Annotated in this window: 15 protein-coding genes and 5 pseudogenes; 7 read left to right on the forward strand and 13 right to left on the reverse strand. The window is 54.4% G+C overall.

The features are described from left to right. The first annotated feature begins 123 nt into the window (after positions 1-123). Positions 124-1,033: pseudogene (gene rarD, locus CS369_RS17875) on the forward strand (EamA family transporter RarD). Here rarD and CS369_RS17880 read toward each other — a convergent pair. The 9 genes and pseudogenes from CS369_RS17880 to CS369_RS17925 form a co-directional block, all read right to left on the reverse strand. Next, positions 1,004-2,052 (reverse strand): annotated as a pseudogene (locus CS369_RS17880) (AbrB family transcriptional regulator). The pseudogenes rarD and CS369_RS17880 sit on opposite strands and share 30 nt — an antisense overlap. A gap of 135 nt (positions 2,053-2,187) precedes the next feature. Continuing rightward, positions 2,188-3,129, reverse strand: a pseudogene (gene corA, locus CS369_RS17890) (magnesium/cobalt transporter CorA). A 393-nt stretch (positions 3,130-3,522) separates the two neighbouring features. Next, entirely contained in the window at positions 3,523-4,269 is a 747-nt protein-coding gene (locus CS369_RS17895; RefSeq protein ID WP_196908132.1) for a cyclase family protein, read from the reverse strand. Between the two features lie 48 nt (positions 4,270-4,317). Continuing rightward, on the reverse strand, positions 4,318-6,480 hold the full coding sequence (gene uvrD / locus CS369_RS17900; RefSeq protein ID WP_196908133.1) for a DNA helicase II: 2,163 nt from the start codon (positions 6,478-6,480) through the stop codon (positions 4,318-4,320). 83 nt (positions 6,481-6,563) lie between these two features. Beyond that, positions 6,564-7,073: pseudogene (locus CS369_RS17905) on the reverse strand (HAD family hydrolase). Next, on the reverse strand, positions 7,073-7,990 hold the full coding sequence (gene xerC, locus CS369_RS17910; protein ID WP_196908134.1) for a tyrosine recombinase XerC: 918 nt from the start codon (positions 7,988-7,990) through the stop codon (positions 7,073-7,075). Before xerC ends, CS369_RS17905 begins: the two are co-directional and overlap by 1 nt. Next, entirely contained in the window at positions 7,987-8,691 is a 705-nt protein-coding gene (locus CS369_RS17915; RefSeq protein ID WP_196908135.1) for a DUF484 domain-containing protein, read from the reverse strand. Before CS369_RS17915 ends, xerC begins: the two co-directional genes overlap by 4 nt. Beyond that, positions 8,688-9,512: a diaminopimelate epimerase gene (gene dapF, locus CS369_RS17920; RefSeq protein ID WP_196908136.1), complete on the reverse strand. Its 825-nt coding sequence runs from the start codon at positions 9,510-9,512 to the stop codon at positions 8,688-8,690. The genes CS369_RS17915 and dapF overlap by 4 nt, the downstream gene beginning before the upstream one ends. Positions 9,513-9,593: 81 nt before the next feature. Continuing rightward, complete coding sequence (locus CS369_RS17925; RefSeq protein ID WP_307833722.1) at positions 9,594-9,749, reverse strand: lipoprotein; 156 nt, start codon at positions 9,747-9,749, stop codon at positions 9,594-9,596. A 77-nt stretch (positions 9,750-9,826) separates the two neighbouring features. On the opposite strand from CS369_RS17925, the gene cyaY reads away from it, so the two are divergent. Beyond that, on the forward strand, positions 9,827-10,162 hold the full coding sequence (gene cyaY, locus CS369_RS17930; protein ID WP_196908138.1) for an iron donor protein CyaY: 336 nt from the start codon (positions 9,827-9,829) through the stop codon (positions 10,160-10,162). A 41-nt stretch (positions 10,163-10,203) separates the two neighbouring features. On the opposite strand, the gene CS369_RS17935 is transcribed toward cyaY, so the two are convergent. Beyond that, positions 10,204-12,759, reverse strand: coding sequence for a class I adenylate cyclase (locus CS369_RS17935; RefSeq protein WP_196908139.1), 2,556 nt, complete (start codon positions 12,757-12,759; stop codon positions 10,204-10,206). A gap of 335 nt (positions 12,760-13,094) precedes the next feature. Between CS369_RS17935 and hemC the strand changes: the two genes are divergently transcribed. The 5 genes and pseudogenes from hemC (at position 13,095) to CS369_RS17960 (ending at position 18,986) form a co-directional block, all read left to right on the forward strand. Beyond that, complete coding sequence (hemC, locus tag CS369_RS17940) at positions 13,095-14,036, forward strand: hydroxymethylbilane synthase (RefSeq protein WP_196908140.1); 942 nt, start codon at positions 13,095-13,097, stop codon at positions 14,034-14,036. Beyond that, a complete protein-coding gene (gene hemD, locus CS369_RS17945; protein ID WP_196908141.1) occupies positions 14,033-14,773 on the forward strand; it encodes a uroporphyrinogen-III synthase in 741 nt (246 codons plus the stop codon). Before hemC ends, hemD begins: the two co-directional genes overlap by 4 nt. Before the next feature lie 46 nt (positions 14,774-14,819). Next, positions 14,820-15,965 carry a uroporphyrinogen-III C-methyltransferase gene (hemX, locus tag CS369_RS17950; RefSeq protein ID WP_196908142.1) on the forward strand — a complete coding sequence of 382 codons (1,146 nt, stop codon included), beginning with the start codon at positions 14,820-14,822 and terminating at the stop codon, positions 15,963-15,965. 2 nt (positions 15,966-15,967) lie between these two features. Then, complete coding sequence (gene hemY, locus CS369_RS17955; protein ID WP_196908143.1) at positions 15,968-17,149, forward strand: protoheme IX biogenesis protein HemY; 1,182 nt, start codon at positions 15,968-15,970, stop codon at positions 17,147-17,149. Between the two features lie 398 nt (positions 17,150-17,547). Further along, positions 17,548-18,986 (forward strand): annotated as a pseudogene (locus CS369_RS17960) (glycoside hydrolase family 1 protein). Positions 18,987-19,431: 445 nt separating this feature from the next. Here CS369_RS17960 and CS369_RS17965 read toward each other — a convergent pair. From CS369_RS17965 to CS369_RS17975, 3 genes are all read right to left on the reverse strand, one after another. Then, entirely contained in the window at positions 19,432-19,926 is a 495-nt protein-coding gene (locus CS369_RS17965) for a hypothetical protein (protein WP_210769502.1), read from the reverse strand. After that, on the reverse strand, positions 19,893-20,936 hold the full coding sequence (locus CS369_RS17970) for a hypothetical protein (protein WP_196908145.1): 1,044 nt from the start codon (positions 20,934-20,936) through the stop codon (positions 19,893-19,895). Before CS369_RS17970 ends, CS369_RS17965 begins: the two co-directional genes overlap by 34 nt. A 141-nt stretch (positions 20,937-21,077) precedes the next feature. Further along, the gene (locus tag CS369_RS17975; protein ID WP_244665084.1) at positions 21,078-21,368 is read right to left on the reverse strand and encodes a hypothetical protein; all 291 of its coding nucleotides are present in this window, start codon (positions 21,366-21,368) and stop codon (positions 21,078-21,080) included. Between the last annotated feature and the right edge of the window lie 40 nt (positions 21,369-21,408).

The raw sequence follows: 21,408 nt of genomic DNA on the forward strand, positions 1-21,408 counted from the left end.
GATATAAAAGGCTGAATAATCCGACTTTACCAAAACGAAGCACCAAAACGGGAAGTGAAGATGAAAGTCACTGCGGTTTCGCGTACAGTGCTCCCTCTTCAGTCCGTTGAGTAAGCCTTCCACATGAATGAGCAGCAATCACGCCAGGGTGTGTTATTCGCCCTTGGTGCCTATTTCATTTGGGGCATCGCACCTGTCTACTTCAAGCTGATTGGCGCAGTGCCTGCCACAGAAATTCTTACGCACCGGATTATCTGGTCGTTTCTCTTCATGCTGATTTTGGTGAGCATCAGCCGCAAATGGCGTCAGGTACAACACGTCATGGGATCACCCAAAATGCTGCGGATGCTGGCACTGACCGCCGTGCTGGTGGGCGGCAACTGGCTGCTCTACATTTGGGCGGTAAACCACAATCACATTCTGGAAGCCAGCCTGGGCTATTTTATCAATCCACTGGTTAATGTGATGCTGGGAATGATTTTTCTCGGTGAGCGTTTCCGCCGCCTGCAATGGTGCGCGGTGTTGTTGGCGTTCAGCGGCGTGTTGATTCAGCTCTGGCAGTTTGGCTCGGTGCCGGTGATTGCTCTGGCGCTGGCCTTTAGCTTCGCGATCTATGGCCTGTTGCGCAAAAAAACTCGGCGTAGACGGCCAGACCGGCATGCTGATAGAAACCCTGTGGTTGCTTCCTGCGGCAATTATCTATTTGTTTTTTATCGCCGATACACCAAGCAGCCACCTTGGCAATAACAGTGCGACGCTCAATCTGCTGTTGGTCAGCGCAGGCATCGTGGCCACCGTGCCGCTGTTGTTTTTCACCGCCGCCGCCGTGAGAATGCGCCTGTCTACGCTCGGATTCTTCCAGTACCTCGGCCCGACGCTGATGTTTATCATCGCGGTCACGCTCTATGGCGAACCGCTCGGCAGCGACAAAATGGTGGCATTTGGTTTTATCTGGGCGGCGCTGGCGCTGTTTATCATCGATGCCCTCATCGCCCAGCAGAAATTACGTCGCGTTCAGCCCCGTGTGGCGTGAGATGTAGCGTGACAACACCGGGCTAAACAGCAGCGTCGAAAACAGTCTCAGGGTTTGCATCGCAATCACAAAGGCCATGTCAACGTTGCTACCCGCCGCAATGACCGCAATGGAATCCAGCCCGCCGGGGCTGGTCGCCAGATAGGCGGTAAGAATATCCACCGGTAGCAACAGCGTTACCCCGTAAGCCATCCCTCCGCACAGCACCATCAGGCCGACGATAGAGGCCATCATCTGTGGTAAGGTGCGGATGGCCAGCAGAAAAATCGGGCGAGTAAAGCTTAAGCCCACACTCCAACCGATAAATGCATAGGCCAATGACAGTATCCACTCCGGCGTTTGCAGCGTCAGCGTGCCCGTCGAGTGCAGCGCGGCGCCGAGGATCATCGGCCCCAGCAGTGCGCCGGACGGCAGGCGCAACCAGCGCCCGAGCAGCATGCCACACCGAGTGTGGCAAAAAAACGCTAGTCGAGAGCAGGAAACCAGATCAGCGCGGCGGTATTATGCGCTGCCGTTTCACCAAGGCTCAAACGCGCCACAAAGGCGGCAGCAGCCGTCACCATCAGCACGCTCAGGTATTGCATAAACGCCACCAGACGCACGTCGGCACCAAATTCGCTCGACATAGCAACCATGGCCGAGGCACCGCCAGGTGATGCGCCCCAGGCCCCGGTGGTGCCGGGTAAGGCGCTGAATTTGACCAATAACCAGCCAGAAAAGCCGCTGGCGGCAAGGGTCGCCACCAGAATGCCCAGAACTAACGGCCATTCCTGCAACAGCGGACTCAAAATAGAGAGGGAGAGTCTTTGTGCCACCAGACAGCCAAGGATGGCATTAGCGGCCCAAAAATACGCAGGAGGCATACGGATCGTCGCCCCTTTCAAACCCATGACGATACCAACCATCATCGGCCCTAACAGAAACGCGGCCGGAACATGGAACCACTGCAATACCAACCCCAACAGCAGAGAAGCAACCAGCAGCACTCCCGACTGCGCCAAGGGCGAAACCCTTCCCATAGCGACAACCTGATATGACAATACCTGTAGAGGTTTCATTCTAAACAGAAGGGAGGGCTAATGAATTATGGAAATGATCGTAGAAGCCGAAAATGAGCGCGTTCCCGGCTTACGCCGGGAAGCATAGCGCTATGGTTACAGCCAGTTTTTGCGCTTGAAGTAGAGATACGGAGCCAATCCTGCCAGGATCATCAGCACGATAGCCCCTGGGTAAAACCAAACGACCAGTGCAGTTCCGGCATAAACTCAAAGTTCATCCCATAGCTGGACGCCACCAGCGTCGGCGGCAGAAACACCACGGAAACCACCGAGAAGATCTTGATAATGCGGCTCTGCTCGATATTGATAAAGCCCATCGCCGCCTACATCAGGAAGTTGACCTTCTGAAACAGAGATTCATTGTGCGGCAGCAGGGATTCGATATCGCGCAGGATCTCGCGCGCCTGTTCCAGTTGCCCGCTCGGCAAGCGCGCGCGACGTACCAGAAAATTCAACGCACACTGAGTATCCATCAAACACAGGCGCACCTTCCAACCCACGTCTTCCAATTCTGCCAGCGTAGAGAGTGCTTCGTCGTACTCTTCGCCCTGGCGCCCTTCCATGATCACGCGACTGAGCGATTCCAGATCGCTATAGATGTTTTCGATTTCATCGGCCAGTTGTTCAATCTTGGTTTCAAACAGATCGAGCAACAGTTCATAGGCGTTACCGTCTACCAGCGTCGCGCATCCGGTACAGACGAAAGGCCGATAACTCGCGCTCACGCAGCGTGTACAAACGCCCGTTGCTAATGGTGAATGCCACGGTGGAGTTTCTAGCGTGATCGTCCGCGTCTTCGAAGAAGAAAAAGGAGTGGATATGCAGGCCGTCTTCGTCTTCGAAGAAACGAGCCGATGCTTCGATATCTTCCAGTTCAGGGCGCGTTGCCAGGCTCTGTCCCAACCGGTTTTGCACCAGCTCACGCTCTTCATCTTCAGGCTCGACCAAATCCACCCACACGGAGGCGCCAATATCATCGGTGTCGTCCAGTTCCAGACGGGATAAACGGCAGTTATCCAGTTTAAATGCGCTCAGCATAGGCCATGTGCTCCTAGTGCGATAACAGAGAAAGACGGACGCGTTGAAGCACAGAAACGGTGATGACAGGGCACCAACAGGTTTCGAACCGACGGTGCTGACTCAATTTGATGACGGAGGGATACAACATCACCGATAACTACCAGGGCTACCGATATAACATCGGGAAGCCTTAGAAATGTTTAGTAATCAATTAATTAATGAGCCAGTATCGACTGGGTTTGTCCAAGGCGGGGCCCTCCGGGAATAATGATGGGCGCATGCTACGCCGAGATGAAAAAGCCTGTCAACTTTTAAACTGTGACAGTTAAAAGATGCACGAATTGTTCAATTCTGCCTCGAACGATAAGCACGTGCGGCGAAGGTGACTTTCCCACGCCGACTCCATGCCGTTTAGCACTCATCGTCAGGCAGATAGGCAATCGCCCGAACCGGAAAGCCCGCCGCACCGGCAAAATTGGGAAAGCTGACCTGAAGATACGCCCCGACAGCAGGCACCTGATCCAGATTGTTCATCACCTCGACCTGCCAGGCATCGCGATCGAGCACATAGAATTCGCCAATCAGCCCATTGTTGCGACGAAAATCCACGGCGGCATCAGTGTCCAGTGTTTCATGGCCGACGGCAGCAATCTGGCGCTGTTCAAACAAAAAGCGCAATGCCTCTATGGACCAACCCGGCGTGTGACTATTGCCTTCGGCATCGTTGTTGGCAAAGGCCTGCGCATCCGGCCAGCGCTTGCTCCAACCGCTGGCGAACGCCACAAAGCAACCCGATGGGATCTGACCGTATTGTTGCTCGAAATCCACAATGTCCTGCACGCCGAGACGGTAGTCGGCATCCTGTGCCACCGCCTCCTGCTTATGGATCACGCGCAATGGCAGCAACAACGCCTTGTTGGCAAGACCATCCAGACAGCGTTTGCCCAGAGAAAAATGCGCAGGGGCATCAATGTGCGTACCCGTCTGGGTTACAAAGGTGAGCTGTTGGGCAAAAAAACCATCCTGCTCAACCGTATACAGCGTGTTACGCTGCACGCCGGGAAACGCGCTAAAGATAGGGATAGATTCTGTTACGCTGTGCGTCAGGTCTACCCATTTCTTGCCACGCAGGGCAGTGATTATCTTGTCTAACGTCATTCCGGTTGCTCTCCTTTTCTGTAAAACGCGACAGTGTTGATGCCAGTGTTATACCGTCTCCAACCGCGCATAGGCGGCGACCAGCCACTTGATTCCTTGTCCCTGGAAAGCGACCTGTAAACGGCAATGCTCACCGCTGCCTTCCAGATTGATGATGGTCCCTTCGCCAAATTTGTCGTGGCGCACCCGCTGGCCCAGCGCATAGCCGCTGTCACTTTGGCTCACTGGCGTACCCAAGCGCTGGTGATTGACTGGACGAGACACGCTGGCACGCAAGCGCACTTCCTCCACGCACTCGACAGGCAGTTCACCAACAAAACGCGATGGGCGATGATAGGTTTCCTTGCCGTACAACCGCCGGCTTTCGGCATAGGTCAGGGTGAGCTTCTGCATGGCGCGCGTCACGCCGACATATGCCAGACGGCGCTCTTCCTCGAGACGCCCGCCCTCATCCAGAGACATCTGGCTCGGGAACATGCCCTCTTCCATGCCAACGATAAACACCTGAGGAAACTCCAGCCCTTTAGCGGAGTGCAGCGTCATCAGTTGCACCGCATCCTGATAAGCATCGGCCTGCCCTTCCCCCGCTTCCAATGCCGCGTGAGAGAGAAACGCCTGCAACGGCATCAGGTCCATATCCTCCTCCTGATAGCTGAACTGGCGCGTTGCCGTCACCAGTTCCTCCAGGTTTTCTACCCGCGCTTGCCCTTTCTCGCCGTTTTCCTGCTTATACATCTGCCACAGGCCGGAATCTTTGATAGCACGGTCGGTTTGCACGTGCAGCAGCAAATCGGCGGTTTCATAGGCCAGTGCTTCCACCAACTCGAGGAAGCGCTGCAACGCAGAAGCGGCACGCCCTGCCAACGCTTTTTCCTGCAACAGCACGCGGCTGGATTGCCACAGCGTCACCTGTCGATCGCGCGCGGTTTGGCGCACCACATCCAAGGTACGATCGCCGATACCGCGCGTTGGGGTATTCACCACGCGTTCGAAAGCGGCATCATCATTGCGGTTGGCAATCAGGCGCAAATAGGCGAGCGCATCTTTGATTTCCTGACGTTCGAAGAAGCGCATACCGCCATAAATCCGGTACGGCATGTTCTGTTGTAGCAAGGCCTCTTCCAGCACGCGCGATTGGGCGTTGCTGCGATAGAGGATGGCGTTTTCCTTGAGTGCACCGCTATTTTCCTGCCACACCTTGATGCGATTAACCACAAAACGGGCTTCATCCAGTTCGTTAAACGCGCAGTACAGGGAGATCGGGTCCCCCTGCGCATCTTCCGTCCACAGGTTTTTACCCAACCGCCCGCCGTTGTGCGCAATCAGCGCATTAGCCGCAGTAAGAATATTGCCGGTAGAGCGATAGTTCTGCTCCAGACGAATGGTTTCGGCTTTGGGGAAGCCATTTAAAAACAGCTGGATGTTTTCCACCTGCGCCCCACGCCAGCCATAAATTGACTGATCGTCATCACCGACGATCATCACGCTGGCGCTGTCTCCCGCCAGCATGCGGATCCAGGCGTACTGAATACGGTTGGTATCCTGAAACTCATCCACCAGAATATTGGTGAAGCGCTCGCGGTAGTGACTGAGAATATGGGGTTTGTTCAGCCACAGTTCGTGAGCACGCAGCAGGAGTTCGGCAAAATCGACCAGTCCGGCGCGATCGCATGCTTCCTGATAGGCCTGATAGACCTTGAGCCAGGTCTGCTCAACGGGATTGCCGTAGCTTTCGATATGCTGTGGGCGTAGACCTTCGTCTTTCTTGCCGTTGATGTACCACATCGCCTGGCGCGCCGGCCACTGTTTATCATCCAGATTCAGTGCCCGAATCAGGCGCTTGAGTAGACGCAGTTGATCTTCACTGTCCAGAATCTGAAAATCCTGCGGCAAACCGGCATCAAGATGGTGCGCGCGCAGCAAGCGATGCGCCAGACCGTGGAAAGTGCCGATCCACATGCCGCCCTGACTGGTGCCGATCAAATGCTCGATACGGTGACGCATCTCCGCCGCCGCCTTGTTGGTAAACGTCACCGCCATGATGGAATAGGGCGAACACTGCTCAACGGACGTCAACCAGGCGATACGGTGCACCAGCACCCGCGTTTTGCCGCTTCCGGCGCCCGCCAGTACAAGAAGATTTCCACGCGGCGCGGCAACCACATCGCGCTGTTTATTGTTCAGGCCATCAAGAAGTTGAGAAACGTCCATCGGTACAGTTATCCGTTAACAGACAAGCAGTAACCCCAGGGGCACTTACTTCACTGGTGATTTATACAGCTAAATTAGCAGAATTATAGCAGCGTTGTGAGCAATGCCAACCGTGAAATTTCCACATGCGGCAATAACCGCGCATCGTCAATCTTCATCAGGTTGCCTTCATGCAGGTTAATCCAGCACGCTTGCAAGCCATTACGCACCGCACCGGCCACATCGGTGGTCAAGTCATCACCCACGTGCAGAATCTGCCCTGGAGCCACGCCCAGCGCCTGCGCTGCCCGATGGTACATATCACCAAAGGGTTTGGCGCGACCGTCCGGCCCCGCCTCCAGCAACAATTGCGCTACCGCCCGCCGACGTCACTCCGTGATATCATTGTATATCTCTGGCTCCTGCTCACGCAGCGCTTCGCGAATACGCTGTAAATCGCTGGCCTGCACCGCGCTTAGCGCCGGGTGAAAGTCTTGCAGAAAGTGCATCGATTCCAGTTGGGTACGCTGAATGACTTCACGGTTATCGTACAGCGTATCGTCTAAATCAAACGTCATGGCAGCTATCGGTGCCAGTGGACGATAAAAATGCATCATGTCTTCCCTCGTTTGGCACGTGGGTGTGCGGCATCGTACACCGTCGCCAAATGCTGAAAATCCAAATGGGTATAAATTTGCGTGGTAGAAAGGTTGGCATGCCCCAGCAGTTCCTGCACCGCGCGCAGGTCACCGCTCGATTCCATCATATGGGTGGCAAAAGAGTGACGTAGCTTATGCGGATGGACGTGACTGTTCAGCCCCTGCTTGATCCCCCACTCGGCAAAACGCTTTTGCACGTTGCGCATCGAAATACGCTTGCCCTGCCGGGTAATGAAGATGGCATCATCTTCCGGGCCAAACAGCTCACGGCGTTCCAGCCACTCACGCAGCCAGTGCACGGCGGTACGTCCCAGCGGCAGCTTGCGCTCTTTGCTGCCCTTACCCACGACCCACACTTCGCCGCCGTCCAAATCGACATGACGACACTCCATGCCAACCAGTTCCGCCAAACGTAAGCCCGCGCCGTACATCACTTCCAGCATAGTGCGATCGCGTACCGCAAGCGGATCGTTGAGATCGATCTCTAACAGGCGATTTACTTCATCCACATCTATGTTTTTCGGCAGATGTCGGCCCGCTTTGGGCGCAGAAATACCGCGCGCCGGGTTGGCAGTTAACACCCCTTGCGCCACCTGCCAATCAAGAAAACTGCGCAGTGTCGAAAGACGCAGCGCCAGACTGGCCGCTTGCAGCCCACCGCGTTTGCTGCGCGCAGCCACCGAGCGCACTCCCGCCGCATCCAGCTTGTGCCAGTCGGTGATGCCCATTTCATCCAGCATGGAGGCAATGGCACCCAGTTGACGGCAGTAATTTTCCTGTGTCAGCGGGCTGAGCTGGCGTTCCGCTTTCAAATAACGTAAAAACGCTGCGACCGAGGTCAACAGTGGTGAAGGCAGCGCGGGGTCGCTCATACCCGTTCAACCCAACGCGCCAGCATATCCGGCAGCAGGTTGGCCAGGTGTTGCAACAGCACAGTACCCATGTCGTCTTGATAGTGATGGCTGTCGCGGCTGCTGAAAATCACCAGGCCCAGCGAGTCGTTTTTTCCCAACAGCGACAGCGCCACGGAACCCACCTGCCGCGCCTGCGGTAGCAGTAACAGCAGCTCCGGCCCGTTCAGGCTGCCAAGATAGTGGTTACTGTCACGCAGACGTTGTATGCGTAGCGGTTCAAACAACGAACGCGACAGCTCCAAATGGGTAAAGCGCGAAGGCGCGCTGATACGCCATTTGTCACTGAACAGACGAATATCCACGCCAACCAACCCTTGTTGGCGTGCCCAGCGCTGTAGGCGTTCAAGCAAGTCATGCAGGCCAGTAGCCGCTGACAAATCGGTCTGTAACGCCAGCAGACGACGGAACAACACTTCGTTGCCACGCGCCTGCTCCATCAGAAAGGTGATCTCTTCTTCCAACTGCTCAATGTGGTGCCGCTGGCGCGCTAACTGCCATTCAACCAGCGAGACAGTCCCCCGCACCGGGTGCGGGATGCGCATTTGTTCGACCTGCCGCGCATTGCGAATAAAGAAATCAGGGTTCTGTTGCAGGAACTGCAAAATCAGTTCGTCACTCAGTGCGCTCTGGCGTTCTGCCTGTTCCTCGACCTGCTTCATAAATGAATAAATCCATCATAGACATGGGTGGCAGGACCGGTCATATAAAGCGGATGCCCGACCCCTTTCCAATGGATATCCAGATCGCCCCCCGGTAACGAGACGCGAACCTCATCCGCCAATAACCCTTGTTGAATACCCACCGCCACGGCGGCACAGGCACAGCTGCCACAGGCCTGCGTTTCGCCCGCGCCACGCTCGTAGACCCGCAGGCGTATGTGGCTACGGTCAACAATCTGCATGAACCCGACGTTGACGCGCTCAGGAAAACGCTCGTGGCTTTCCAGCACCGGGCCAAGGGTTTCCACATTGGCCGTATCAACATCGTCAACCTGAATCACACGGTGAGGGTTGCCCATGGAAACCACGCCGCACAACACCTTATGATCGTTGGCGCGCAGGATATAGGTTTTCTCCGCCTTGGCGGCCCGAAACGGCACGCGCTGCGGTTCAAAATCCGGCTCGCCCATGTTCACCCGCACCAGCTCATCATCCGTGACGCTGAGCACCATGCGCCCGGTATGGGTACTCACCGCAATATCGCGTTTGTTGGTCAGTCCTTTGATACGCACGAAACGGGCGAAACAGCGTGCGCCGTTACCGCACTGGGCCACTTCGCTGCCGTCCGCATTGAAAATGCGGTAGTGAAAATCCAGCTCAGGATCGTAAGGCGGCTCGACCACCAGCAATTGATCAAACCCTACCCCACGATGGCGATCCGACAAACGGCGAATCAGCTCCGGCGAAAAATAGACATTTTGTGTAACGGCATCGACAACCATAAAATCATTGCCCAAACCGTGCATTTTAGCGAACTGCATTATACTGACTCCGCTCATGTAACCGGGCGCGGTAATTGCTATCGTGACCTGTTATCCGTGATTAAAATGCAACCGTGCCGGTTACGGACGCATCGACGGCTTTTGATGCGTATTCTTCTGTGCGTCTGGGGTGTTGGTCGGCTCACCGTTCGGCATATAAAGCGGCCCTTTCAACCCGCAACCCACCAATCCCAGCAGCATCAGCGCCAGAGAAAATGAACGAAATACCTGCTTCATGTCATTAAGACCTGTCAATCATCTATGCATGCTCTCTATAATCGCAGGTGGATCATGAAAAGCAATAGGAATCGAAAATGAACGACAGTGAGTTTCATCAATTAGCGGATGCGTTAATGTTGACGATCGAAGAAGCGTTGGACGACTTCGACGGTGATGCCGATATCGATTACGAAACCAACGGCGGCGTGATGACACTGAGTTTCGAAAACGGCAGCAAGATAGTCATCAACCGCCAGGAGCCACTGCATCAGGTATGGTTGGCAACCAAAGCCGGTGGCTATCACTTTACGTATCAGCCAGGCAAGGGTCAGAAGGAACAGTGGATCTGCGATCGCAGCGGCGAATCCTTCTTTGCGCTGCTGGCGCAGGCATGCAGTGCGCAGGCCGGTGAGGACGTCTCTTTCGATTAAAGCGGGAAAACGCTCTGTTGCCACCAAGGACAACCAGAGCGTTACAGCATGTGCAGTCGCTGTTTGATCGCGGGCGACGCGCTTTCTTTGCCCGGCGATATGTTCAAATGAGATAGCGTCGTACTGCGAAAAGGAATCACCTGCGCCCGTCCATCCAACTGCACAATCTGGTAGAACTGCGGCAGGTTGAAATTGATAAAGCTGGAGCCGTAGGTAAAGCGGTCATGGGACGAGGAGTAAAAACGGCTCACGTCACGTACCAACTCTTCCTTGCTGCCTTCACAGTGGTGATAAACCTCAACGTGGTTCGACTCATCTAGAATAAAGATATTAAAACCTTGCTCTTCCGGCAGATCTTCAAAGAAGAACTGGATGATCCCTTCGCTCGCCACGCCGTCGATAACCGCTGGAAGGTGGATATGGTTGGTCTCCACCTGCGTGGGTAACCCTTGCAGTTTGTTGTTGGAAATCGCGCCGTAGAACTCCACCGCATTTTCCAGCTTCTGCACCGATACGCTCAGACGTTCGAAGAACAGACCCCATGTCTGCCCTGCCACTTTTACCGCTTTGAAACGGCCCGGCTCTTGTCGGGTGCTGGACAGGCGTAGTTCAATGCACTCGGACACCAACTGCTGCACGCGCGTGCGAATCAAACCGCGCAGGTGTTGGCTATAGCAGAACACTTCCAGCGATTCCGGCAGCGCCGCATCCTGATGCATTTTACCCAAAATGGTTTTCAACGCTTCCAGCACTGACTGTTCGCCGTTGAAATGCAGGGTTCGCACTTCATTCCACGAATTGCGGTACAGCAGGTCAATGCTGCCCACCAGACACTGCTGCTGCTCACCGAAACTGAACACGTCCAGATGGCGGAAATCAAAGTGCACCACCTGATTGCGGAATGCCGCCGTCGGATCGTGCTCCAGATTGACGATAATCGCCAGATGCCGAATTTCGCACGGGCTGTACAGCGCCTTGGTCGTGGGTGCCGGTAAACGCAGTGGGAAGTGGCAGGAGACGTCATCCACCAATTCGCGCAGGCGGGCAATGTCGATCTGTTCGCTGCCCTTAATGTGCAAGCGCGTGTTCGGCGTCAGCAGCCCGTTAAAATAGGCCCACGCCACCAGTTTGTTCAGGTAGCGGTTATATTCCAGCGGCTGATGGCTGATGATAGCATCCATAGACGGTGCCTGATTGTACAGATACCAGCCAGAGCGGTTGGCGCGGCCCGCCGGAACGTAGATAAAGGTCAGATCCGCTTCGGACAGGTCCGGCGAAATTTGCGGATTGAGCAGCGTCACTTTACCCGGCAGCGCTTCAAAGGCGGCATACAGTTTACGCGTCAGTACGCCGATATCTTGCGGACTGGCACTCACGCTCAGGTTGTTGCGCCGCGCAAAGCGGATCAGGTTGCGATAGGTTTGCATCATCGCATCGAGCAATTCATTGTGCGCTTCACGCACGCGCTCGATTTTCCAGTTGGCGCGATTATCCAGCATGGCAAGGTGTTCGCTACTCCAGTCCCACTCTTGCACCAGTTGGCTTAGGATCTGCCGCCGCCAGCCGACGCAGGCTTTTTCACGCGACAGTTTTTCGCAGACTTTGAGATAAAAACAACGCCGCGCCAGATCGAGGCGCGTCGGGTCTTCAATTTGCGTGAGGTATTCGGTTACCCGATCCAGCATCATACAATAAGGGTCGAGCCCAAACGCCACGATCTCCCATTTGTGCAGCCGGGCTTTGATATCCATCGACAGCAAACGCGTGTCAGGGTATTGCCAGGAATAGGCCTCGAGCAGCAGGGTCTTCAATACCGCCTTGTACGGGGAATCGATACTTTTATACAACTGCCACAGACTGGCACCGAAATACTCTTCCGCAGAGAGCGAACTCAATCCGCCCAGGTCCAGCCACTCGTTGGGCGCAAGCGCACCCTGCGCGTAAAGCGACAGGACGTATTCGTCGTAATGCTCTTCTTCTTCAACCGGCACCATATGCCACAGTAGGCGTTTACCAGCCATGCGCACGGCAGTGCGATAAAATTCGTCTAGCAACAGGATATGCTGCGTCGAGCCGCAATCTTCGCCGCCCAGGCTGCCACTTTCATTGTGGCGAAAACGGTTCTCGTCAATCAGGAAGAAGCTGACATCCACCCCTTGCGCCGCCGCCCATTGCTCCAACAGGGTACATTTCTGCTGTAAACGCTGGTGCTCTTCGTGGTCTAGCCAGGATTGGTGGCACACCCAGATATCCAGATCGGAAGAGCAACTCTGACCGATGGACGAGGTACTGCCCATGGAGTAAACGCCGGTAATCGGCAATTCACCTTGGGAATTGATGGCAGGGATCTCCCCCCAGCGCAGTTCAATGCTGTCGATGTAACGCTGTTGGTTTTCATCAGGCGTGAAGGTGCACACACCGTGCGGAACCTTACCTTCAAGGTAGCCCGGCATGAGCGGATGATGGTGGTGCAATAATACGGGCAGAAGGCGATAAACCTGCTGAAAAGCGGGTTTCATTGCTTCCAGAGCGCGGTCAACTCGCAGTTGGTTGATCGCGTCCAGTCTCTGCTTCAAAGTCTCGATGTAGAAGTACAAGACGGTCCGCCTGATTATCCCAGTGCCTAGAAAAAACCCCGTGTTCCAAACTCATCAGCAATAGAATTAGAGGAGTGACTGATTAAGATAGTGCTGGAAACGTGATCAATTTAACACCTTGCTCATTGAGCGTAAAGAAACTAAAGAAAGTTAGCCACGATTAGCTTACTTTCTCTTATTGTCCCTCGCTCTATGGCATGATTACGCCGCGATCCCCAACCTCATGGTGAAAACACGCACCTTACCGTCGCTATCCAGCACCTTCAGCGCCGGAACGCTGACACCTGAGCGTCTCAGTGATACGATGGCGCTAAATGATAAAAACGGTATTAAGCATGGTAGACAACACCCTTAGAATTGCCACCCGACAAAGCCCACTTGCACTGTGGCAAGCTCATTATGTGCAACAACAGTTGCAGCAATACTACCCCACGTTGCAGGTTGAACTGGTTCCCATGGTGACGCGCGGCGACATCATCCTGGACACGCCGCTGGCGAAAGTGGGCGGCAAGGGGCTGTTTGTTAAAGAGCTGGAGCGCGCTTTGCTGGAAGGTCGCGCGGATATCGCCGTGCACTCTATGAAGGATGTGCCGGTATCGTTCCCCAATGGGCTTGGCCTGTATACCATTTGTGAGCGTGACGATCCGCGCGATGCCTTTGTTTCGAATCAGTATGCCAGCGTGGCCGATCTCCCGCTCGAAAGCTGCGTCGGCACCTCCAGCCTGCGCCGCCAGTGCCAGTTGCGCGCTCGCCGACCGGATCTGATCATCCGCGATTTGCGCGGGAACGTTGGAACTCGCCTGAGCAAGCTGGATAACGGCGACTATGACGCCATTATTTTGGCCGTTGCCGGGCTATCACGTCTGAATCTGTCAGAACGCATCCGCACGCCACTCACCCCGGAAGAGTCGCTGCCCGCCGTCGGTCAGGGCGCGATTGGTATCGAATGCCGGGAAAATGACGCCCGTGTGCGCGAACTGCTGGCACCGCTCAACCATGAACAGACCGCCTGCCGTGTTCTTGCTGAACGCGCCATGAATCTTCGCCTCGACGGTGGCTGCCAAGTTCCGATCGGCAGCTATGCTGAACTTAATGCGGGGCAACTCTGGCTAAGAGCCTTGGTTGGCGCACCGGATGGCAGCAAGATGATTCGCGGTGAGCGCATCGGCCCCGCCAGCGAAGCGGAACGCATGGGTATCGATCTGGCTGAAGAGCTGTTAGCCAAAGGCGCAGACGCTATTCTGCACGCCGTTTATCAGGGCGCAGGCTCATCATGACCATTCTGGTGGCCCGCCCGTCACCAGCGGGAGAGGCACTGGTGGAACGGCTGCGCAAGCTCGGCCACGCGGCTTGCCATAGTCCGCTTATCGATTTTTCCCCCGGCAGTGAATTGCCTTCCCTATCAGCACGGCTGGCGGCGCTACGCGAGGGCGATATGTTGTTCGCGCTGTCGCAGCACACCGTGCGCTATGCCGCCGCCGCACTCACACAAGTGGGTTTACCCTGGCCCGCCGTCCCGGTTTATTACGCCATCGGACGTACCACCGCACTGGCGCTGCATCAGGCCACCTCTCGCGCCGTTGCCTATCCGCCCGAGCGGGAAACCAGCGAAATGCTGCTGCAACTGCCAGAATTACAAAATATTAGTGGCAAAAACGCGCTATTATTACGAGGGAATGGCGGCAGAGAGCTGCTGGCAACAACGCTCGCAGAACGCGGCGCACAGGTCAGTTATTGTGAATGTTATCAGCGCAGTCCGGTCTATTATGATGGGCCGGAACAGAGCCGACATTGGCAGCAACTCGGTATCGATCGTCTGGTGATCACCAGCGGCGATATGCTGCATCAGCTGTATGCGCTGGTGCCACATTATTATCGCGAATCCTGGCTGCTCCATTGCCAGGTTATCGTTGTTAGCGAACGGTTGGAGCTAGAGGCGCGCCAGCTTGGCTGGCGTGACGTGCTTATCGCGGACAATGCCGATAACGACGCGCTTGTGCGTCTGCTATCGTGACTGCACGGCCAACCGTACAACAAACCAGACCATGGGATGACCCATTATGACGGAACACCATACTCCTTCAACCCCACCGGAAACGGTGACAAAACGTCCTGATGCCACATTTTCGTCCTCCGACGCCGCGTCAGCGGATGAACCGCGCCGGGACCGTGCGGGACATGGCCGTGTTCTGGGTGGCGTTGCCATTGCTATCGCCCTGCTGTTAAGCGGGGGCGTGTACTATATCGGACAGCAACAGGAGAAACAAAACGCCGCGTCCATGGCACAAATGAAGGGCGAACTGGCGGCGCTACAGCAACAGTATCAACAGGATAAAACGGCGTGGCAGGCCGCGCTGGCACAACAAAAACAGTGGCAGGACAGCACCGCGAACCAGTTGAACGGGGTCACGCGGGAATCCAGCGAACTCAGCCAGAAACTGGCCGCCCTTTCCAACCACGATACCAGCACCTGGCTGCTGGCGCAGGCGGATTTTCTGGTCAAACTGGCCGGGCGCAAGCTGTGGAGTGATAAGGATGTACTGACCGCGGGCGCACTGCTGAAAAGCGCCGATGGCAGTCTGGCTGACATGAACGATCCGAGTCTGCTTGAACTGCGCCGGGCCATTGCCAATGATATCAGCGCGCTGGCGTCAGTCGGTCAGGTGGATTTCGACGGCATTATTTTGCGGGTGAATCAGTTAACCGATCAGGTCGACAATCTACGTCTGGCCGATAACACCCAGGACGATGATGCGCCAATGGATGAAACCGACGGCGAGCTTTCGGCCACACTCAGCGAATGGCGACAGAATCTGAGCAAAAGCTGGCACAACTTCATGTCCGATTTTATTACCATTCGCCGGCGTGACAGTAATGCCGAACCCCTGCTGGCTCCGAATCAGGATTTCTACCTGCGTGAAAACATCCGAGCGCGCCTGCTGACCGCCGCACAGGCCGTACCGCGTCATCAGAATGAGACCTTCAAACAGTCTCTGGAAGCGGTATCCACCTGGGTGCGAGCCTATTTTGATACCAGCGATCCCGGCACCAAAGCCTTTCTGGAACAGGTTGACAGCTTAAGCCAGCAGCTTGTCTCTCTGGATGTTCCTACTACGCTCCAAAGCCAGCCGCTGCTGGAAAAACTGATGCAAACGCGAGTGCGTAATCTGTTGGCGCAATCGCCTGCGCAGCAACACGAGGGCTGATCATGCTGTTCTTGTTACTGCTCCTTATTGCTGGCGTAGTGCTTGGCCCGATGCTCGCAGGACGTCAGGGCTATGTACTGGTGCAAACCGACACCTACAACATCGAAACTAGCGTTACCGGATTGGTTATCATCCTGGTGCTGCTGTTGGTCGTCCTGTTTGCGCTGGAGTGGCTGTTGCGTCGCGTATTTCGCATCGGCGCGCGTACCCGCGGCTGGTTTCTCGGTCGTAAACGCTCGCGCGCCAGAAAACAGACCAAAGCAGCTCTGCTCAAACTGGCCGAGGGCGATTATCTTCAGGTTGAAAAACTGCTGACGCGTAACGCGGATCACGCAGAGCAACCGGTGGTGAACTATCTGCTGGCCGCCGAAGCTGCGCAGCAACGCGGTGATGAATTTCGCACTCGACAGTATCTGGAACGGGCGGTCGAAATGGCCGACACCGATCAGTTGCCGGTAGACATCACCCGCGTGCGCATCCAACTGGCTCGTAATGAGGATCACGCCGCACGCCATGGCGTCGATCGTTTGCTGGCATACGCACCGCGCCATCCTGAAGTATTACGGTTAGCGGAACTGGCGTTCCAACGCACCCACGCTTACGGTGCGCTGTTAGATATTCTGCCTGCCATGCGCAAAACCCAGATTCGTACTGAGGATGAGTTGGAGGCATTGCGCCAATCCGCCCTGCTCGGCCTGATGGAACAAGAGATGGCGGAAGGCGGCAGCGAAGGACTGAAGCAGTGGTGGAAGGAACAAAGCTGCAAGGTGCTGCAAGATTTGCCATTGCAAGTGGCGATGGCGGAGCATCTTATTGCCTGCGACGATCACCACACCGCCCAACAGATTGTGATCGACGGTTTGAAACGTCACTACGATGAACGTCTGGTACTGCTGATGCCACGTCTGGCCGCAGGCGAACCGGCCTCGTTGGAAAAACTCCTGAGCCAGTTGCTAAAACAACACGATAACAGTGCGTTACTGCACAGTACCCAGGGACAGTTAATGCTGAAACAGGGGGAATGGCAGCAGGCCTGCGATGCGTTTGCTGCGGCGTTGGCGCTGCGCCCGGATGCCTTTGATTACGCTTGGCGCGCCGATTCCTTTGACCATCTGCGGCTGCCGGAGGAAGCGGCCCAGATGCGTCGCGAAGGGCTGTTACTCACACTACAAACCCCGTCTTAATCGCGCTCCCCGCTGCCCCACATTCTGGGGCAGCGCTATCCCATCAGCGAAAGAGACACACTTTTATACCGTTACGCAATATACCCTAAATAATTCGAGTTGCAGGAAGGCGGCAAGTGAGTGACAAATTTGTCTGGAACAAATTTGAACAGCGCTTGCGCTGGCCCGTAGGGTGAACCTCAGGGATGAGGTTCATTCATCCCGATGAGCTTACTCAGGTAAGTGATTCGGGTGACAAATCTGCCGGGAGCAGATTTGAACGCCGCGTGCGGCGGCCTCGTAAGAGGTGAGGCCCAGGGATGGGCCGAATAACGAGTGCAGCCAACGCACATGCAACTTGAAGTATGACGGGTATAAAATGAAACCGGTTTCATTTTGGATACTAAAAGGAGCAGCCCATGAGTACACGATTTCCTCCCGAATTCCTTTGGGGCGGTGCCACCGCCGCCAATCAGGTAGAAGGCGCATACGATGAAGCGGGCAAGGGACTGTCTATTGTGGATACCCTCCCAGGCGGCAAAGCACGCTTAGCCATCGTCGCGTCTGAATCCTTCGATTTTTCGCTGGATACCGCGCGTTATACTTACCCTAACCACAAGGGCATCGACCATTATCACCGTTTCAAGGAAGATATCGCGCTGTTCGCTGAAATGGGCTTCAAGTGTTACCGTTTTTCCATTGCCTGGACCCGTATTTACCCTAACGGCGTGGAACAAACGCCCAATTAAGCTGGTTTGGCACACTACGATGCGATAATTGATAGCTGTATCGCCGACGGCATTGAACCGGTTATCACGATTTCTCACTACGAACTGCCGCTGCATTTGGCCACCGTCTATGGCGGTTGGAAAAACCGCGCGCTGGTCGGTTTTTTCGAGCGTTTTTCTCGCACGGTGCCCGAGCGTTTCGGGCACAAGGTCAAATATTGGATGACCTTCAATGAGATCAACAGTGCTGCGCATTTTCCGATCATGAGCCAGGGGCTCGTCGTCAAAACGGGGCCCGGGACCCACAGGCGAAATTTCAGGCATGGCATCACCAGTTTGTCGCCAGCAGTCTGGCAACCAAAATTGCCCGCGACGTCAATCCGAACATCCAGATGGGCTGCATGATTATTTATGCCACCACCTACGCCTACGACAGCAACCCGGTTAATCAGTTGGCGGCCATGCAACGCACGCAGTCCTTCAATTTCTATTGCGCCGATGTACAAGCCAACGGCAGATACCCCTACTATGAGCAACTATTGTGGGACTCGCTCGGCGTCACTTTAGCGATCGAACCCGGTGATCTTGAACTGCTGGCGAATAATACCGTCGATTACATCGGTTTCAGCTACTACATGTCGACCACCGTGAATGAAACCCACGCTGAGGGTGAAGATACCGAAGGCAATTTACTGGGAGGAACGCACAATCCGTTTCTCGAGGCCAGCGAATGGGGATGGGAGATCGATCCAACCGGCCTACGCATCGCTCTGAACCAGCTTTATGACCGATACGGTAAGCCCCTGTTTGTGGTCGAAAACGGATTAGGTGCGATCGATAAACCCGACAGCAACCTCTACGTGGCGGACGATTACCGCATCAATTATCTGCGCCAGCATATTGAGGCGATGGCCGATGCCATTGCTGACGGTGTGACACTGATGGGCTATACCCCTTGGGGCTGTATCGATCTGGTCAGCATGTCGACCGGCGAAATGTCCAAGCGCTATGGCTTTATTTATGTTGATCTCGATGACACCCTCTCTGGCAGCGGAGATCGCCACAAGAAAAAATCTTTCTCATGGTATCAAAAGGTCATTGCCACCCACGGCGAAGATCTCACGCACTAAAAATGGCGCAAAAAAAACGCTTGCCAATAAACGGCAAGCGTTGAATAAGATCAGGTCATAAAAGACTACAGTAGAGTGCTTCACTCAACGTAATGTCCGAAAAGTCCGATGGTGTCGTGAAATGCAGTAAAACGGCTAATCACAACGTCATCTGGAGGTGGACGATAGGCACCTGTAAACGGCTCTGCGTCATTCCCAGGATTATGAAGCCGAAGCAAACATAGAAGGAGGAATGAGCATCTAAGGGGTCATATTAGCATGAACCGTGCCAGATCGTCGCCACATTGAAAACAAAAAAACAAACCAATCTAATTTATTGAAAAATATATAATTTAAAATACATCGCTTTCGCAATTTATCCTCTCGACTGACAGCTTGCACCAAGCATGAATAACCCAACTGTCTCCATATAGAGACATAACGTTGGGTTTTGTTTTTTCATGTTTTATTTCAATTGTTTAAATGTCTCTAAATGGAGACGTTTAAACAGGGCTTCTGTCGCCATTTTCCAACAGTCTGCTGAACTATCCCGCAATAAGTCACGCAGATCCTGATGTAACTGTTGCAGCGATTTTTCATCAAGATAAGGCAAATGCCCCGACTCATACCGATTAAATTGAAGATTAGCGCGCAGTTTTTCAGGCAAAGAGAGGTGATTGAGGTGATATTGCGCGACAAAGTAAGGCGTCGCCAAATCGTAGATCCCCCCGAGCACCATCACTTTCATGCGCGGATTCATTTTCATGGTTTCGGACAATGCAGTCAGTAGATTGAAAGAACGATTTTCTGGCGTCATATTCCAATAGTAAATGGCATTCGAGTCAGAAACATAATCTTGCACCGTATTTACGTTCAATGCTTTTGCCAGATAGTCGCGATACGCGGAAATAAACCCGGAGCCGATAGTCATAACCGGATCGTAATCGCTCCGCGCAGCCATTTATCCAGCGAGGCTCCTCGATAACGGCCGTCAGCACGGCTGACCGTATCGCCCTGCTCTGTCAGCAATTTTTTAACAAACAGCGGGCCTGAAACGCGCAAATCGGCCTTAACCCATTCCCGCGCGGGTATACCGGTATAGCGAGCAAGTTGCTCAGCAAGCTCTGCTTTCTGCGATTCTGGCAAGAGATTGCCCTGAGCCAACGCCTGTGCATAGGGACCAAGGGAAAACTGTTCAACCTCAGTCAGCAAATGATCCAGATTTTCTGCGACATTTGCCGGATGCTGATAGTAATGGGCTATTGCCGCATAGGTTGGCAACGCCAGATAATAGGGCTGATCGATGCCGGGGTTGGATTCGGGACGATCGATATCAATATCCTGGCTCAAATACTGCGACAGCAAAATAATACCGTTAACATCGACGTTGTGCTGCACCTTCAGCCGGTTTGCCAGCGCCACCGTACGCGTCGTGCCGTAGCTCTCACCAAGCAGGTAACGCGGCGCATTCCAGCGCTGATAGCGACTCAGAAACTGCGTGATAAATTGCGCAAACGCGTGTGCGTCTCCATTAATACTGTAGGTGTCATTCTCTTTTTGACGCTTCTGCGCCTGCCGCTCCTGAACATTGGCCGCATGGCTGATAAACTGACCAAACCTGGTGCCCGGCGCATCGATAAAGACCAGATCGCTGACATCAAGCAGAGAATAGGCATTATCGATAACCGGATAAGGCGGCAATACGGGTTTATCCGGCGTGCTGGCGACCACCCGCTTTGGCCCTAAACCGCCCATATGCAGCCACACGGAAGAAGAACCCGGTCCGCCGTCATAGATAAACGTGATCGGCCGATTCTCCGGCTTCGCCGTCTTATCTACCGACTTGAAGTAGGCCACGTAGGACAAGGTCGCGATGGGTTCGTCGGGATCGTCCGTATTCAGTGCTAATGCGCCCGCTTCGGCACGATAATTAAGGCGCCCCTGGTTAAGTTTCACTTGCCCTTCACTCATTACAACATCACTCGGCGCCGGAGCCTGTTCTGGTACTGGCGGCGGTGATGCCATGGCAAACGCGGAGCTTAAGCATAAAAACATCATTATAAAAACAAAACGTTGCAAGTTATTCATGGTCTTCCTTTTACATTATCGTCCTTATGGGAACCATTTCGTTTCCGATGTCCATTCCCTCAATTTTATGCACTGATTGAAAAGGGCCTGGCGGCTACCGCTATTAACATCCATCACATAACTTTGTGTTTCTGGTCGTTGCCCGCTGATATATTTTTCATTTTTACAGTCGTCCTTTTTTCCACACGGCAAATAGTAGGACGTATATTGCGTTCGCTGCGACACTTCATTTTTCACAGGGAATTTTTCTTCGCTCAGCGTTTCACAGGCACCTTTCGAGATGGTGAAATCCTCAGCGTTAGCGATGTTTTTCACCCATTGCGTCGTACAACCAGAAATCAGAAGTGTGGCAAAC

This window comes from Candidatus Symbiopectobacterium sp. 'North America' (genome assembly GCF_015762685.1).
Classification (GTDB): Bacteria; Pseudomonadota; Gammaproteobacteria; order Enterobacterales; family Enterobacteriaceae; genus Symbiopectobacterium.

Bases quoted from the DNA above. Each gene is read 5' to 3' on its own strand.
- hemY (WP_196908143.1), top strand. From the start codon at position 15,968: ATGCTGTTCTTGTTACTGCTCCTTATTGCTGGCGTAGTGCTTGGCCCG.
- dapF (WP_196908136.1), bottom strand. From the start codon at position 9,512: ATGCAGTTCGCTAAAATGCACGGTTTGGGCAATGATTTTATGGTTGTC.
- hemD (WP_196908141.1), top strand. From the start codon at position 14,033: ATGACCATTCTGGTGGCCCGCCCGTCACCAGCGGGAGAGGCACTGGTG.
- CS369_RS17965 (WP_210769502.1), bottom strand. From the start codon at position 19,926: ATGGCTGCGCGGAGCGATTACGATCCGGTTATGACTATCGGCTCCGGG.
- cyaY (WP_196908138.1), top strand. From the start codon at position 9,827: ATGAACGACAGTGAGTTTCATCAATTAGCGGATGCGTTAATGTTGACG.
- hemC (WP_196908140.1), top strand. From the start codon at position 13,095: ATGGTAGACAACACCCTTAGAATTGCCACCCGACAAAGCCCACTTGCA.
- CS369_RS17895 (WP_196908132.1), bottom strand. From the start codon at position 4,269: ATGACGTTAGACAAGATAATCACTGCCCTGCGTGGCAAGAAATGGGTA.
- uvrD (WP_196908133.1), bottom strand. From the start codon at position 6,480: ATGGACGTTTCTCAACTTCTTGATGGCCTGAACAATAAACAGCGCGAT.
- CS369_RS17915 (WP_196908135.1), bottom strand. From the start codon at position 8,691: ATGAAGCAGGTCGAGGAACAGGCAGAACGCCAGAGCGCACTGAGTGAC.
- CS369_RS17970 (WP_196908145.1), bottom strand. From the start codon at position 20,936: ATGAGTGAAGGGCAAGTGAAACTTAACCAGGGGCGCCTTAATTATCGT.
- xerC (WP_196908134.1), bottom strand. From the start codon at position 7,990: ATGAGCGACCCCGCGCTGCCTTCACCACTGTTGACCTCGGTCGCAGCG.
- CS369_RS17925 (WP_307833722.1), bottom strand. From the start codon at position 9,749: ATGAAGCAGGTATTTCGTTCATTTTCTCTGGCGCTGATGCTGCTGGGA.
- hemX (WP_196908142.1), top strand. From the start codon at position 14,820: ATGACGGAACACCATACTCCTTCAACCCCACCGGAAACGGTGACAAAA.